This is a genomic window from Embleya hyalina (genome assembly GCF_003967355.1).
Taxonomy (GTDB): domain Bacteria; phylum Actinomycetota; class Actinomycetes; order Streptomycetales; family Streptomycetaceae; genus Embleya; species Embleya hyalina.
Genome location: NZ_BIFH01000037.1, coordinates 44,724 through 59,286, shown reverse-complemented (window position 1 = coordinate 59,286; position 14,563 = coordinate 44,724). Strand labels below are relative to the sequence as shown.

Below are 14,563 nucleotides of genomic sequence, written 5' to 3'. Positions count from 1 at the left end.
TTCGGAACCACCCGACCCGGAACGGCAAGGAGCGGACGTGGGCAAGGTGCGGGCGGTGCCCGACGGATCCGTACAGGACCTGAGTCGGCGCCTGGACGCGCTGATCGCCGGCCACGATCGACGCCACCGTGCGGATTCGGTCTGGCTCCACCTGTTCGATCCGAACATGCCCGCGCTGGACCACGGCTGGAAGCTGCACGTCTCGACCCGCCCCGAGGACTTCACCGAGACCCTGGACCTGCTGGTCCCGGTGCTGCTGCGGTACACCTGCCTGGCCAAGTTCGCGGCCGGCACCGCCGTGCTGGAGGAGATCAACGCCGGCGTCCGCGATCCCGCCCTCGTCGGCAAGGCGATCACCGTCTACCCGCGCGAGAAGGACGTGACCGCGCTGGGCCGCGAACTCGCCGAGGTGCTGGCCGGTCGCGGCGGGCCGCGTGTGCTCGGCGATCGCCGGGTCCGCCCCGACGCCCCCGTCTACTACCGGTACGGGCCCTTCCGGGCGAGCGGCGGCGACGACGCGGCGCTGGTGATGACCGGCCCCGACGGACAGCGCTTCCCGGGGCGGGCCACCGTGCGCTACCGGCAGCCCCCGTGGGCCGCCGACCCGTTCGGCGCCGCCGCGCCCGCGCCCGGCCGCACCGCCCGGCTGATCGGCGGCCGGTACCGGCTCACCGGCGGCATCGCCCGCTCCCCGCACGGCGACGTCTACCGCGCCCTCGACACCGCGACCGGCGACCGCGTCGTGGTCAAGCAGGCCCGGGCGTACGCCGGGGAGGACGGCGGCGGACTCGACGCCAGGGACCGGCTGCGCCACGAACGCGCGGTATTGGGCGCGCTGTCCGGTCTCGACGGCGTCCCCCGGGTGATCGACCACCTGCGGCACGGCGAGGACGAGTACCTGGTCACCACCGACTGCGGCCCCGGCGACCTGCGCCGCGACGTGCTCGGCCACGGCCCCTACCCGGGCGACGCCCGCTCCGGCCGGCGGATCTCCGACCTGGCCCGCCGACTGCTCGCGGTGCTCGACGGCATCCACGAGCGCGGCGTGGTGGTGTGCGACCTCAAACCGGGCAACGTGGTGCTGGACGCCGATGGCAACGCCCGGATCGTCGACTTCGGGATCAGCGCGCTGGACACCCGCCGCCCGGCCGGCGGCACCCCCGGCTACACCCCGGCACCCGGTCCGGACGGCGTCTCGCCCGTCCCGGTCGACGACCTGTACGCGCTGGGCGCCACCCTGCACTACGCGCTGACCGGCCTCGACCCGGTGATCGTCGACCCCGATCCGGCGGTGAACCGGCACCGTACGCTCGCCTGCCTGGCGGCCGCGCTGCCCGGGGTCGGCCATCGGCCGGTCCGGGCCATGGTCGCCGCGCTGCTCAGCCCGGATCCGGCCGAACGGTCAGCCTGTGCGCGGCGGTTGCGTGCGGGGCAGCCCGAGCCGATGCCCGCCCGCCGACTGCCGGCGCCGCCCCGGGTCACCCCCACGCTCCTGGACGACGTGATCGGCCACACCGTCGCCGCCTGTGTCCGGGGTGTCGCCGACTGGCCCGCCGCCTCGGGTCCGCGTCCCGGCTCGACGCTGACCCTGTACGTGGGCGCCGCCGGCGTCGGCCTCGAACTGCTGCGCCACACCGACCGCCCGGACGTCGCCACCGCCGTCGCGCACCTCGCCCGGCGCACCGCGGCCCACCCCGAACTCGGCGACCTCTCCGACACGTTGTACACCGGCCGCACCGGCATCGACCTCTTCCTCCGGGCCGCCGCCGACCTCCCGGGCGGTGCGCCGGCCCCGAACACGCCGACCGCGGCCGGGCCCTACGACGACACCGGCGACCAGATCGGCGGCGCGGCCGGCGGCGGTACCGGGCACCTGCTGCTGGCCGCCGCGGCCCGGGCGGCGGGCGACCCGGAGCGGGCGGGGGTGCACCTGGCCGCCGCCGCGGACCGCGCCGGCATGCTCCTGGCCCGGCAGGGCGAGCCCGGACCCGACGAACTCGGGCTGCCCCCGGCCTCCTCCCGCGCGGCCTACGCCCACGGGTTCGCGCACGGTCGGGCCGGCATCGTGTACTTCCTCGACACGTACCGGCGCACCGACCCCGACGCGGCGCCGGCCGTGCACGCCGCCGCCCGGGAGGGTCTGGCCGACCTCGCCGCGCGCACCCCCGACCTGCTCGCCTCGGCCGCACTCCCCGGCGCCGCCCGGAACTTCGGGTCATGGTGCCGCGGCATGGCCGGCATCGGTACGACGCTGATCGCCGCCGGGGCCGCGGATCGGGACCCGAAACTGCTCGAACTCGGCCTGCGCTGCGCCCGGTTGTGCCACTCCCTCGCGCCGCGGATGAGCCTGGTGTCCCAGTGTTGCGGCCTGTCCGGCATCGGCGAACTGCTCGTGGACGCCGCCGTCGCGACCGGCGACGACGAACTGTGGCGGGCCGCCGAGGACGTGATCGGCCTGATCCTGGCGCGCAGCGGCGGCAGCACACGCCGCCCCCTGCTCCCGGACAACACCCGCGCCGCGTCGAGCCCGGCGTGGGCCACGGGCGGCGCGGGTGTCCTCTCCTTCTTCCGACGGGTGCGACAGCGCGGCGGGCCGAGGCTGTTGGCTCCGTCGACGGGTCCCTGAGCGGCGCGTTTGGTGGTGGCCTCCGGTTCGGGGTGGGTCCGGGCCCACTGCGAAGGTGGGCGTGACCGGAGTGCCGGGAGCTTCCCGGCCGGCTAGCGTCCGGGTATGCGATTTGCTCAGAACGCGGCACCAAATGCCCTAGACACGAAGCGAGTTCGTACAACCTTGCGCACCGGCGGGAGGGCGTCGACGACCCGGCGGCGCCGATGGGGTCGGGCCGTCGCCGGGCCGGCGGGCGCGGCGTTGCTGCTACTGCTCGCGAACGGCGCGGTACCGGCGCATGCCGCCGGCCGGCCCGACGCGGCGCCCTCCGGGAGCCGGGCGGCCGTCGCCGACACCGAGCGGGCTCCCGCGTACGGGCGGGGCAGCGTGGTCTCGGTACGCCGCGTGGACGTCCTGGATCGGGACCGGGTCCGCGAGCAGTTGTCGCCGTACGACCTGAACGCACCGGCCGCCGAATACGGCGTGGTCACCTATGTCGTGGTCTACCGCACGATCGACGCGGCCGGGCGGCCGACCGTGGCAAGCGGCCTGGTCGCGGTGCCCCGGGGCGGGGCCCGGACGCAGCGGGTGCTCGCCTTCGAGCACGGGACCACGGTGGAGAAGGTCGGCGCGCCGTCCGGGGAACGGGCCGACGACAACCGGGCGTTCCCGCTCTTCTACGCGGGCGCGGGCTACTTCACCGTGGCGCCGGACTACCTCGGCCTCGGTCTGGGTCCGGGCCGGCACCCGTACGATCACGCCGCGTCCGAGGCGTCGGCGTCCGTCGACCTGCTGCGGGCGGCGCGCGAACCGGCCCGGCGCGAGGGTGTGCGGCTCGACGAGCGGGTCCTGGTCACCGGGTTCTCCCAGGGCGGGCACGCCGCGATGGCGCTGGCCAAGGCCCTGGACGCGGGCGCCGATCCACGGCTGACCCTGGGCGGGCTGGCCCCGGCGAGTGGGCCCTACGACCTGGAGGGGGTGATGTTGCCGGCCGCCATGGGTACCACCGGCGACGCACGCGCGGTCAACCTCGCGCTCGGCTATCTGGTCCTGGGCTGGAACGCGGCGCGTCCCCTGTACCGGCACCCCGAGGAGGTCTTCCTGCCGGACCAAGTGGCCAACGTGCTGCGGCTGTTCGACGGGCGGCATACCGAGGAGCAGATCCTGGCCGGTCTTCCCGACCGTCGCGAGGCGCTGTTCCAGGCGGAGTTCCTGGCCGGCCGCAACGAGGCCGCCGGCCGCTTCCTCGCCGCGATGCGCGAGAACGACACGACCTGTGCGTGGCGCCCGCGTGTGCCCGTCGTGCTCTTCGCGGCCCGGGGCGACCGGGAGGTGCCGTTCGCCAACACCGAGAGTTGCGCCCGCACGCTGAGCGCGCGCGGCGCCGACGTCCGGGTGACCGATCTCGGCGACATCGGGCACTATCCGTCCGGGATCGGCTCGGCGCCACTCGTGCTTGCGTGGTTCGCCGACCACACGTGACTCGGCCGGCGCCCGACTGGGCCGCCCCGGTGACGGCGGGTTCGGCGCCGGACCGGGGCGGGCCGCGCGGCGGACGGCAGGGCCACGCGTAGCCGCTCCAGCTCGTCGAAGGGGCCGTTCCGACGCGGCTCGGCGACGAACGCGCGGACCGCGTCGGTCGCTTCGTCCGGCCCTCCAACCGGAGCGCGCCGAACGCCCGTTGCAACGCGGGCAGGTCGTCGTGGCCGCCGCCGCTGCCGGTGCGGCGGGTCGGGATCAGGTCTCGGCCGCTTCGAGGAAACGCAGACAGGTCCGGCGGCGGGCGTCGGTCGGTCGCTCCGCGCGTTGTTCGTCCAGCGTGGTGCGAACGGTCTCCAGGAGGGCGTCCGCCTGCCGGTCGCCCGCGTGCCGGGATGCGTCGGGCCGACGCATCCCGGCACGCGGGCGAACCAGCCGGTGATCAGGCCACCGGCGAGCGCCGACCCGGCCGCGAGCAGCGCGATTCCCCGCTCACTCATGGATCACATGGTGACCGGCGCCCCGACCACCGCAGGCGGATCCCGCGTCGCGATCACTCCATCCGGGTGCCCTGCGCGCTGACCAGCGTCCACCCGCCGACGCGCCCGGCCGGATCGGTGACGAAGACGTGGGTGTAGCGGCTGCGCGAGGTGAACGCCTCCCCCTCGAAGCGGCCGGACATCCGAGTACGCCCGATCACGATCGCCGTCGCGTCGAAGAACCGTACGAACGGCTCCTCCCCGTCCGCCCCGATCGTCTCGAACTCCAGCCGCCGCGACGCGATCAGCGGGACCAGGTCGGCCTTCGGGATCACCGACCCGGCCATGACGTCCACCAGCACGAAGTCGTCGGCCAGCAACGCGTCCAACGCGGCCCCGTCCGCCCGGACCAGCGCGTCGAAGAAGGCCAGATCCGCCCCGACCACCTCGCGCCCGTCGTGCGTGTCCACACCGCTCGTCCCGGCCATCGCGCCCACTCCCTCGTCGCCGTCGTCCCGCATCGGAACCCGACGCTAGAGGTTGACGTCGGCGTCAACGCCAATCGGGAAACCGCGCGCCGCACGTCGGCGCACCCGGGGCCGGCCCGCGCCGCCCACCGCCGTGCGCTCACGCCCGAGCCGTCGGCGACCCGCCCGTCAGCCCGTTCTCGTAGGCGGCGATGACCAATTGGGCCCGATCCCGCGCACCCAGCTTGGTCAACAGTCGGCTGACGTGCGTCTTGACCGTGCCGACGGCGAGGAACAACTGCGCGGCGATCTCGGCATTGGAGAAGCCGGTGGCGATCAGGTACAACACCTCACGCTCGCGATCGGTGACACTCTCCAGGCTCGCGAGCGATTGCCGCCGTACGGCGGGGCGGCTGACGAACTCCTCGATCAACCGCCGCGTCACCGGCGGCGCCAACAGCGCTTCACCGGTGGCGATCACCCGGATCGCGGCCAGCAGTTCGGCCGGGCGGGTGTCCTTGAGCAGGAATCCGCTGGCGCCCGCGCGCAACGCGCCGAAGGCGTACTCGTCCAGCCCGAACGTGGTCAGGATCAGCACCCGGGGCCCGTTCGGACCGCCGTCGGCCATCACTTCGCGGGTCGCCTCGATGCCGTCGAGCAGCGGCATCCGGACATCCATCAGCACCACGTCGGGACGGCTCTCCCGGATCAGCCGCACCGCCTCGCGCCCGTTGCCGGCCTCGCCGACCACGGTCAACTCCGGGTCGGAGTCGATCAGTACGCCGAACCCCGCGCGCACCAGGCTCTCGTCGTCGGCGACGAACACCCGAATCGTCACGCCGCCCCCGTCCCACCCGCGCCGAACGCGCCCACGTATACCGGCTGTTCCCGAGGCACCGGCAACCAGACCGCGACCCGGAAGCCGCCCTCGGCGCGTGGCCCGATGCTCACCCGACCACCGTATAGGGCGGCCCGTTCCCGCATGCCGATCAGCCCGTGCCCCGCGGGCCGATCCCACTCCCCTTCCCCGGCCGAACCCACCGAATCGGCTGGTTCGGCTGATTCGGCCGAGCCGGCCGAGGTCGCCGAGGTCGCCGAACCCTGCGAAACCGCGGCGCCGTTCGGGCCTGCGGTCGCCTTCGAAGACTCCGACCGCACCGGATCCGTCCCGACCCGCTCCCGCTCCGCCCGCCCCGCCCCGTCGTCGACGACCTCGATCCCGATCCCGGCGTCGTCGACCGAGACCGTCAGCCGGGCCCGGTCGGTCCCCGCGTGTTTGGCCACGTTGGTCAGCGCCTCCTGGACGATCCGGTACGCCGCCCGGTCCAGCCCGTGCGGCAGTTCGTCGAGGCCACCGCTCACCGTGGCGTCCACCCGTACCCCGGCCTGGGCGCTGCGCGCGAGCAGGCCCTCCAGGTCGGCCAGCGCTCCGGGCGAATACTCCGCCGCGTCGCCGTCCCGGAGCAGCCCCACCAGCGACCGCAGTTCGATCAGCGCCGACCGGCTGACCTCCTCGATCGCCGCCAACGCCGCGGCGGCCTGGGCCGGTCGGGTATGGATCACGTGGTTCCCGACCCCGGACTGCACCGCGATCACGCTGAGACTGTGCGCCACCACGTCGTGCAACTCCCGGGCGATGTCCAGGCGTTCCTCGGAGACCGCGCGCCGTGCCCGGGCCACCTGGATCGCCGCGCGCTGCTCCGCCTGACGACGCAGGCCCTCGGTGTGCGCTCGGCCCCGAGCCGCCGACCATCCGGTGACCCAGGCGGCGAGTTGCACGATCATCAGCTGTACCGGCCACCCGGTGTTGAAGGCCTGCCGTCCCGCGTGCGCCTCGACCAGGAGGGCGACCGTCGTCTCGGCCACGAAGGACGTCCCCAGTGCGCACACCGCCGCCCTCGGCGTACTCGACTGCGCTCCGTACGCGACCGTGGCCATCGCCATCCACACCAGCAGGAACCACGGCGTGACGGTCGTCACCGGCAACACCACCGAGCCGACCACCATCGCGCTCAGCGGCGCGAATCGGCGCAGCACGAACACCCCTGCGAAGACCCAGATCGCGGCGAACACCACTGCCTCGGGCAGGCGTTCACGTCGCGCGACCTGGTCGACGCCGCCCGACAGGAGCAGGCCGATGCCGAGCGTCAGCGCCACGTCCACGGCCGGGCGCGGCCGCCGAATCGGGCCCTCGTTCGAGGTGTACGCCTGTGGCTTGGTCCGGTTCACGTATCGACGCTACGCGCGCGGGCGCGGGCGCGGCCTCTGTCTGCGGACCCACCCGGGAGTCGTTCTCAGGTCGTAGCCCCGACCCGGTGTTCGTCGCGAGACCGACGCACCGCGGTCTGTCGTGCGCCGGACGCGCCGGCGGGTGCCCGGCTGCGAGGTTCGAGGGGACCCGATTCCCGCCGAACCTCGAGGAGTGGTCCCGATCGTCGCCTCCGGATACCGAGACCGCGTGCGCGCGATGTCGCTGCCGATCGCCTTCCTGCTGACGGCCGGAATGCTCACGGCGCTGCAGTCCTGGATGTTCGAGCCGACGGAGCGCGCCGCGCTGGTCGACTGGGCCTCGACGAACCTGACGAACCTGCGCGGCCGACCGATCGAGTCCCTGGCCGGCTCGGCCTTCGTGCTCGAACCCGATCGATGGTCGCACCTCACGATCGCGGTACTCGCGTTGGCCGCCCTGGTCGACCGCTTCGGCAACCTTCGGGCCGGGCTGATCGTGGGCGCGGCACACGTGATCGGCACAACGGTCGGCCAGGGCCTGCTCGCCGCCCGGATCGCCCTCCGCCACGCCCCGACCGACCTGCGCGACATGACCGACGTCGGCCCGTCCTACCTGGTGATCGCGGCGTTGGCGGCGGTCGCCCTGACCGGCCGACGATGGCCGATTCGCGCCCCGGCGATCACCCTCCTGACCTGGAACGCGCTCTCCTGGCCGGAGGGCCTCGCCCACGCGAACGTCGCCGACATCGGCCACCTGACCGCCTGCCTCACCGGCGCCGTGACCGGCGGCGCCCTGGCGCTCCGGGGCCGGACCGCTCGCGGCGCGGCCCCGGCGGTCGGGCCCGTCGGGGGCTGAAACCCGCGTGGTGCGGGGTCGGGGTCAGCGGTGGATGCGGCCGGTGGTGAGGGACAGGGAGTGGGCGGTGCCGCCGTGGCGGGACCGGATGATCTCGGCCAGCACCGCGATGGCGGTCTCCTGGGGGCTGCGGGCGCCCAGGTCCAGACCGATGGGGGAGTGCAGACGCTCCAGTTCCGCCTCGGTCACCCCCGCCTCGCGCAACCGCAGCAGTCGGTCCTCGTGTGCGCGGCGGCTGCCCATCGCGCCCACGTAGCCGACCGGCATCCGCAACGCCCGGACCAGGACCGGCACATCGAATTTCGGGTCGTGGGTGAGTACGCAGATCGCCGTGCGCGCGTCGACCCGGGTGTCCGCCAGGTAGCGGTCCGGCCAGTCCACCACCAGCTCGTCCACGCCCGGGAAGCGGTCCGCGGTGGCGAACACCGGCCGCGCGTCGCACACGGTGACCCGGAACCCGGCGAACGCGCCCGCCCGGGCCATGGCCACCGCGTAGTCGTTGGAGCCGAACACCAGCAGGCGCGGACGCGGCAGGTGCGAGCGTACGAAGACCACCTCGTCCTGCCGCACCCCCAGCGCCCGGACCGGGACGAGCCCGTCGCCGTCCGAGCTCGCCAGCGTGGTGCGATCGGCGTCCAGCATCGCGCGTATGGAGGCCGTCCGCGGCGAGTCCCCGTCGCTCGCGGCGGGACCGACCAGCACCCGCGTACCCAGTCGTTCCGGCGTGGGCGTGGAGACCACCGTCGCCACCGCGATCGGGTGGCCCTCGCGCAGCGCGGCGATCAGCTCCGGGAACTCCGGGAAGCGGCTCGGATCGACCGGCTCGACATACACCTCCAGGGTGCCGCCGCAGGTCAGGCCCACCATCAGCGCGTCGTCGTCGCTGATCCCGTAGGCCGCGGTGCGCGGTCGACCGTCCTCGACGACCTCCATGGCCAGCTCGTACACCGCCCCCTCGACGCACCCGCCCGACACGCTGCCGAGCGCCACGCCGTCGGCGGAGACGGCCATCACCGCACCGGCGTCGCGCGGCGCGCTGCGCAGCGTGGACACCACCGTGGCCAGGGCGAACGTACGTCCGGTCCGGTACCACGCCTCGAGGTGGTCAAGCAGTTCACGCACGGCCGATCACCGGGCCCCTCGCTCGTCGACCAGCAGTGCACACAGTTCCTCCAGGGCGGCCAGGCTGTGCCCGGCCACAAAATCGTCAACGTACGGGAGGGCCGCGGCCATACCCGCCGCAAGGGGTTGATACCCGTCCCGGGCCCGGTGCGGATTGACCCAGATCACCCGATGCGCCAGCCGGTGCAAGCGGGCCATGGCCACCGCCAGCGGCTCGGGGTCGCCGCGTTCCCAGCCGTCGGAGGCGATCACCACGACGGCGCCCCGGGCCACGCCGCGCCGGCCCCAGTGGGTCAGGAAGGCGTGCAACTGGTCGCCGAGCCGGGTGCCACCGCTGAAATCGGGCACGACGGCGGACGCGGCGGCCAACGCCCGGTCCGGGTCGGTGTGGCCCAGCTCGCGGCTGATCCGGGTCAGCCGGGTACCGACGGTGAACACCTCGGTGCCCCGACGCCGGCGCACCGCGGCGTGGCCGAGTCGCAGCAGCGCGTCCGCGTACGGCGCCATCGAGCCGCTGACGTCCAGGAGCAGCACCAGGCGGCGCGGTCGCACCGTGCGCTCGGCCCGGTGCAACCGGTCCAACTCGCCGGTGCGCAGCGCGGCCCGCACCGTGCGGGTGCGGTCGATCCGGCCGTGTCGGGCCGGACGGCGGCGCCGGGTACGGCGGGTGGGCGCGGCCGGGCGCAGCAGCGCCAGCAGTCGGCGCAGTTCGGCGCGCGCGGCCGGGTCGAGCGAGGCGATGTCGCGCCGGCGCAGGATCTCGGTCCGGTCCGCGGCGGCCACCCGCGCCTCCCCGTCCCGCTCGTCCTCCCGCGGCGGGGCGGACGCCGTGTCCGGCACACCCACCGCGCGCTCGACGTCCACGTGCGGGCGACGGCGGCCCGGCACCGGCTGTTCGGCGCCGAAGTACGCGGCGAACGCGGCGTCGTAGCGGGCCAGTTCCTGCGGCGCCGAGCACAGCGCGAGCCGCCCGGCCCAGTAGGTGTGCTCGGGCCGATCGGCGCCCAGTTCGGCGGCGGCGGCCAGGAACACCCGTACCCGCTCGGGGTCGGCCGCGACCCCGGCGGCCCGCACCGTGCGGGCGAACCCGACCAGGACCTCCACCCCGTCCCGGCGGGTCGGCGCGTTCGCCGCGGCGCGCAGCGTGGCGGCGTCCAGGGGGCTGCGCGCGCTCATCTCAGCCGCCCGCCACGAGCAGCCGGTCGAACCCGGCCGACCGTACGCTCTCCAGGTCCTCGCGGTGCTTGAGCACCGCGCCCAGGGTGCGGGCGGCGGCCTCCGGGTCCAGTTCGCGCACGCCGAGCACGAGCAGCGCGCCCGCCCAGTCCAGGGTCTCCGCGACGCCGGGCGGCTTGACCAGGTCGGCCGCGCGCAGCCGGCCCACCGCGCGCACCACGTCCTCGGCGAGCCTCGTGCCCACCTCGGGCAGCCGACGGCGCACGATGGCCACCTCGCGGGCGTGGTCGGGGTGGTCCAGCCAGTGGTACAGGCAGCGCCGCTTGAGCGCGTCGTGCAGTTCGCGGGTGCGGTTGGAGGTGAGCACCACCAGCGGCGGCACCGCCGCGGCGATCCGCCCCAACTCGGGCACCGTCACCGCGAAATCGGACAGCACCTCCAGAAGGAACGCGTCGAACTCGTCGTCGGCCCGGTCCACCTCGTCCACCAGCAGCACCGCCGGCGACGCCTCGATGGCCGCCAGCACCGGCCTGGAGATCAGATAGCGCCGGTCGTACAGCCCCGCCTCCAGTGTCGCGGCGTCGCTCTCCCCCGCCGCGCCGGCCGCCCGCAGGTGCAACATCTGGCGTGGGAAGTCCCAGTCGTAGAGCGCCTGCGAGGCGTCCAGGCCCTCGTAGCACTGGAGTCGGAACAGCGGTACGGCGAACGCCTGCGCCAGGGCCTGGGCGAGTGCGGTCTTGCCCACGCCGGGCTCGCCCTCGACCAGCAGCGGCCGGCCCATCCGCAGCGCGAGATAGGCGGCGGTACCGATGCCGTCCCCGGCCAGGTAGTCCACGCCGTCCAGGCGCGCGGCCACCGCCTCCGGCCCGTCGACGTCCTCGCCGCCCCACCACGCCTGCGCCACGCCCACACCTTTCGCCACACCCGTAACGCCCGGGCGGGGGCACTCGGCGTCGCCCCGCCCGAACGATCGGTGTTCAGTACACGCTGTACCGGCCGCACTCTCGACGGCAACATGTGCCAAAGAGCGACCCGATCCCTGTCATTCTTACCTGCCCGAATCGGGCCGTGCCGACGCGGATCCCGCCGCCGGTCTCGCCGGATCCCGCCCCCGGACCTCCGCGCCGCCCGGCGAACCGGCCTACAACCAGCGCGGTATGCGCGCCTGGACCGCCGGTTTGACGACGCGGCATCGGCGGCGGGCTACGCTGCGCCGATGCGGGCCCGAACGGTGTGGAAGAGACTGCCCGCCGGCGTCCCTCCGCGAGCCGTGGACGTGACGCTGGCGGGGGCCGACATGGTGGTCAGCCTGCTGCTGGCGCGCGAGGACCCGACCGGGAACTGGCGACATACCGATACGTTCGGTTTCGTCCTGATCGTCTTGATCAATCTCCCCCTCCTGGTCCGCAGGCGCGCCCCCGTCGCCGTGCTGTTCGTGATGCTCGCGCTCCAGATCTGGTTCATCGCCCTGGGTTACTGGCCGGTGGTGAACTCCCTCGGTTCGCTGCTCGCGCTGTACACGGTCGCCTCGCATCGGCCCGTGCGGATCGCGGCGGTGGCGATCGCCGCCGTGGGCGCCACCTGGATCTACGCCGGCCTCGCCGCCGACGGCGGCTCGATGGTCACCGTCGTCGCGCAGATCCTGACCGTTCCGCCGGTCGTCTGCTGGTTCGGCACGGCCGCCCGCCGACTGGGCGAACGCAACGCGCAGTTGGCGCTGTTGACCGCCAAACTGGCCCGCGAACAGGAGGCCCGGGCGCGGCGCGCGGTCACCGACGAGCGGGTGCGCATCGCGCGCGAACTGCACGACGTGGTCGCCCACCACGTCTCGGTGATCTCGGTACAGGCCGGTCTGGCCGAGTACGTGATCACCTCCGATCCGCCCACCGCCCGGGCGGCGTTGCACACCATCGGGGAGACCACCCGCGAGGCGCTGGACGAGATGCGCCGGATGTTGCTGCTGCTGCGCGCCGATCCCGCGGACCTGGACGAGGCGCGCGTGACCGGCCCGGACCGGCCCGCCGCCGACGACGACATGGATCCGGCGCCCGGCCTGGCCCGCCTGGACGACGTGGTGCGCCGGATCCGGGCGGCGGGGGTGACGGTGACCATCCGGCGGATCGGCGTCGCCCGTCCGCTGTCGCCCGGCGTCGAGTTGTGCGCGTACCGGATCGTCCAGGAGGCACTGACCAATGTGCTCAAACACGCCCGCACCGCACGGGTGGAACTGACGGTGGAGTACGAACCCACCCGTCTGCGCGTGGCGGTCTGCGACGACGGCGGGGAACCCGACCCCGACGCCGCCCCACGGACCGGGAATTCGGGCACAATCGGGGGCGCGACCGGACACGGCCTGATCGGCATGTCCGAGCGCGCCAGGCTCTACGGCGGGACGTTCTCCGCCGAACCGCGCCCGGAAGGAGGGTTCGAGGTCGGCCTCGTCCTGCCCATCCCGGCCGAGCCCGGCACGTCGGGCGGCAAGGTCGGGGGCACGGGCGACAGCTAGGTCGCCTCGGACCGACGTGACGGAAGGAACGACGGGGTGACCAAGGTACTTGTCGTGGACGACCAGGTCCTGATCCGGGCGGGACTGGCCGCCCTGTTACGCGCGGCCCCGGGCATCGACGTGGTGGGCGAGGCGTCCGATGGGGCCGAGGCCGTGGACATGGCGGCGAAGCTGCGACCCGAACTGATCCTGATGGACATCCGCATGCCCGGGGTGAGCGGCGTGGTCGCCACGGAACGCATCCTCGCCGCCGCCGACGGCAATCCGCCCCGGATCGTCGTGCTGACCACCTTCGACCTGGACGAGTACGTCTACGCCGCACTGCGCGCCGGCGCCTCCGGGTTCCTGCTCAAGGAGATCGGCCCGCAACGACTGCTCGCCGCGATCGACGCGGTGATGGCCGGCGACATGCTCTTCGCGCCCAGCGTCACCCGGCGACTGATCGAGACGTACGTCGCCGCCGCGCCCACCCCGCCGGCCGACGACGTCCCGCCGGCCCTGGACGCGCTGACCGGACGGGAGTTGGAGGTGCTGCGCCTGGTCGGCAAGGGCCTGGCCAACACCGAGATCGCCGGCACGCTCGTGGTCACCGAGTCCACCGTCAAGACCCACTTCAACCGGGCCCTGGCCAAACTGCACCTGTCCAGCCGGGCGCAGGCCGTGGTGCTGGCCTACGAGACGGGGTTGGTCACGCCCGGCGGCCGGCGGTCCTGAGGCGGCTCACGCGTCCTCGTCCCCTTCGGCCGCCGTCGGTTCGGCGAGTCGCGCGAGCCGCGCGAGTGCGGCCGACACCTTCGGGTCCAGGGCGGCGGCGATCGGGCGGCTGCCACGGGCGGACAGTTCGGCGAACCAGTCCTGGAAGTACGCGCGCACCGCGTCGGCCCGCGCGGCGGTGTACCCCAGTCGGCGGAAGTCCGCGTCCTCGCGCTCGGTGACGTGCTTGAACCCGGTCAGGAAGTCCTCGGCCCGCAGTTCGGGATCGTAGGCCAGGGCCAGTTCGAGCAGCCGCCCGGTGTCGTAGCCGGCGGAGAGCGCGAACACGTCGAAGGCGTCCCGGAGTTCGGCCCGCGACCCCAGGGTGACCACCTTCGCGGCGGCGAGGTCGTCGGGATGCAGCACGGCGACGTCGGCCACCACGACCGGCTCGTGCCGACGCGGCCCGACGTACAGGCTCACCGGGATCGCCCGCTTGACCCCGGCCGGCCGCACGGTGAGCCGGACCCGGGTCTTCGTGGCCGCCTTGCCGTCGACGCGCACGCCGAACCCGGCCTCGCCCAACGCGGCCACGATCGCGCCCCGGGCGGCGCCGAGCCGCTTGCCGTCGCGCGCGGCCAGGGCGAGGTCGACGGTGTCACCGTCCCGATCCACGAGCCCGTGCCGCCCCAGTCCCCGACTGCCGCCCAGGGCGACCCCGAAGGGTCCGCCGGCGGCCGCGGCGATGCGGATGATCTGCTCTTCGGGGCTGTGCGGCACGGTGTCGAGTCCTCGCGTTTCGGGACTCCCAGCGTACGCGGCACCCGATACGGGGATTGTCGGCGCGGGGATCGCGCGGCGCACCGGAACGCGCGGCGCGGAAGCCAAATCGGCCCGGCGGCGGCTCGGGGCGGTGGCGTTCCCGCGGGGGTGCGTATGGCGAAGAGG

Annotated in this window: 13 protein-coding genes; 5 read left to right on the top strand and 8 right to left on the bottom strand. The window is 74.3% G+C overall.

The features are described 5' to 3' along the window. The first annotated feature begins 37 nt into the window (after window positions 1-37). Together lanL and EMA17_RS38575 are read left to right on the top strand one after the other, a co-directional pair. Complete coding sequence (gene lanL / locus EMA17_RS38580) at window positions 38-2,626, top strand: class IV lanthionine synthetase LanL (RefSeq protein ID WP_126641876.1); 2,589 nt, start codon at window positions 38-40, stop codon at window positions 2,624-2,626. 243 nt (window positions 2,627-2,869) lie between these two features. Then, entirely contained in the window at window positions 2,870-4,090 is a 1,221-nt protein-coding gene (locus EMA17_RS38575; RefSeq protein WP_126641875.1) for a lipase family protein, read from the top strand. Window positions 4,091-4,345: 255 nt separating this feature from the next. Here EMA17_RS38575 and EMA17_RS53030 read toward each other — a convergent pair whose 3' ends face one another. From EMA17_RS53030 to EMA17_RS38555, 4 genes are all read right to left on the bottom strand, one after another. Next, window positions 4,346-4,501: a hypothetical protein gene (locus EMA17_RS53030; protein WP_174861498.1), complete on the bottom strand. Its 156-nt coding sequence runs from the start codon at window positions 4,499-4,501 to the stop codon at window positions 4,346-4,348. Window positions 4,502-4,640: 139 nt separating this feature from the next. Further along, complete coding sequence (locus EMA17_RS38565; RefSeq protein WP_126641874.1) at window positions 4,641-5,087, bottom strand: DUF4440 domain-containing protein; 447 nt, start codon at window positions 5,085-5,087, stop codon at window positions 4,641-4,643. Window positions 5,088-5,193: 106 nt separating this feature from the next. Further along, window positions 5,194-5,871: a response regulator gene (locus tag EMA17_RS38560; RefSeq protein ID WP_126641873.1), complete on the bottom strand. Its 678-nt coding sequence runs from the start codon at window positions 5,869-5,871 to the stop codon at window positions 5,194-5,196. Further along, window positions 5,868-7,262 carry a sensor histidine kinase gene (locus tag EMA17_RS38555; protein WP_126641872.1) on the bottom strand — a complete coding sequence of 465 codons (1,395 nt, stop codon included), beginning with the start codon at window positions 7,260-7,262 and terminating at the stop codon, window positions 5,868-5,870. The genes EMA17_RS38560 and EMA17_RS38555 overlap by 4 nt, the downstream gene beginning before the upstream one ends. A gap of 238 nt (window positions 7,263-7,500) precedes the next feature. On the opposite strand from EMA17_RS38555, the gene EMA17_RS38550 reads away from it, so the two are divergent. Continuing rightward, window positions 7,501-8,118 (top strand): rhomboid-like protein, encoded by a 618-nt coding sequence (locus EMA17_RS38550; RefSeq protein ID WP_307721588.1) that lies wholly within the window; start codon window positions 7,501-7,503, stop codon window positions 8,116-8,118. 24 nt (window positions 8,119-8,142) lie between these two features. Here the strand turns inward: EMA17_RS38550 and EMA17_RS38545 are convergent, their stop codons facing one another. The 3 genes from EMA17_RS38545 to EMA17_RS38535 are packed head-to-tail and all read right to left on the bottom strand — an operon-like array spanning window position 8,143 to window position 11,320. Then, window positions 8,143-9,240: an XdhC family protein gene (locus EMA17_RS38545; RefSeq protein WP_126641870.1), complete on the bottom strand. Its 1,098-nt coding sequence runs from the start codon at window positions 9,238-9,240 to the stop codon at window positions 8,143-8,145. A gap of 6 nt (window positions 9,241-9,246) precedes the next feature. Then, window positions 9,247-10,416 (bottom strand): vWA domain-containing protein, encoded by a 1,170-nt coding sequence (locus EMA17_RS38540; protein WP_126641869.1) that lies wholly within the window; start codon window positions 10,414-10,416, stop codon window positions 9,247-9,249. 1 nt (window position 10,417) lies between these two features. Next, window positions 10,418-11,320, bottom strand: a complete 903-nt coding sequence (locus EMA17_RS38535) for an AAA family ATPase (RefSeq protein ID WP_126641868.1) — start codon at window positions 11,318-11,320, stop codon at window positions 10,418-10,420. Between the two features lie 312 nt (window positions 11,321-11,632). Between EMA17_RS38535 and EMA17_RS38530 the strand changes: the two genes are divergently transcribed. Beyond that, window positions 11,633-12,922, top strand: a complete 1,290-nt coding sequence (locus EMA17_RS38530) for a sensor histidine kinase (protein WP_174861497.1) — start codon at window positions 11,633-11,635, stop codon at window positions 12,920-12,922. Between the two features lie 36 nt (window positions 12,923-12,958). Further along, window positions 12,959-13,636: a response regulator gene (locus tag EMA17_RS38525; RefSeq protein ID WP_126641867.1), complete on the top strand. Its 678-nt coding sequence runs from the start codon at window positions 12,959-12,961 to the stop codon at window positions 13,634-13,636. 6 nt (window positions 13,637-13,642) lie between these two features. Here EMA17_RS38525 and EMA17_RS38520 read toward each other — a convergent pair whose 3' ends face one another. Beyond that, entirely contained in the window at window positions 13,643-14,395 is a 753-nt protein-coding gene (locus EMA17_RS38520; protein ID WP_126641866.1) for a nucleotidyl transferase AbiEii/AbiGii toxin family protein, read from the bottom strand. Window positions 14,396-14,563 lie beyond the last annotated feature (168 nt).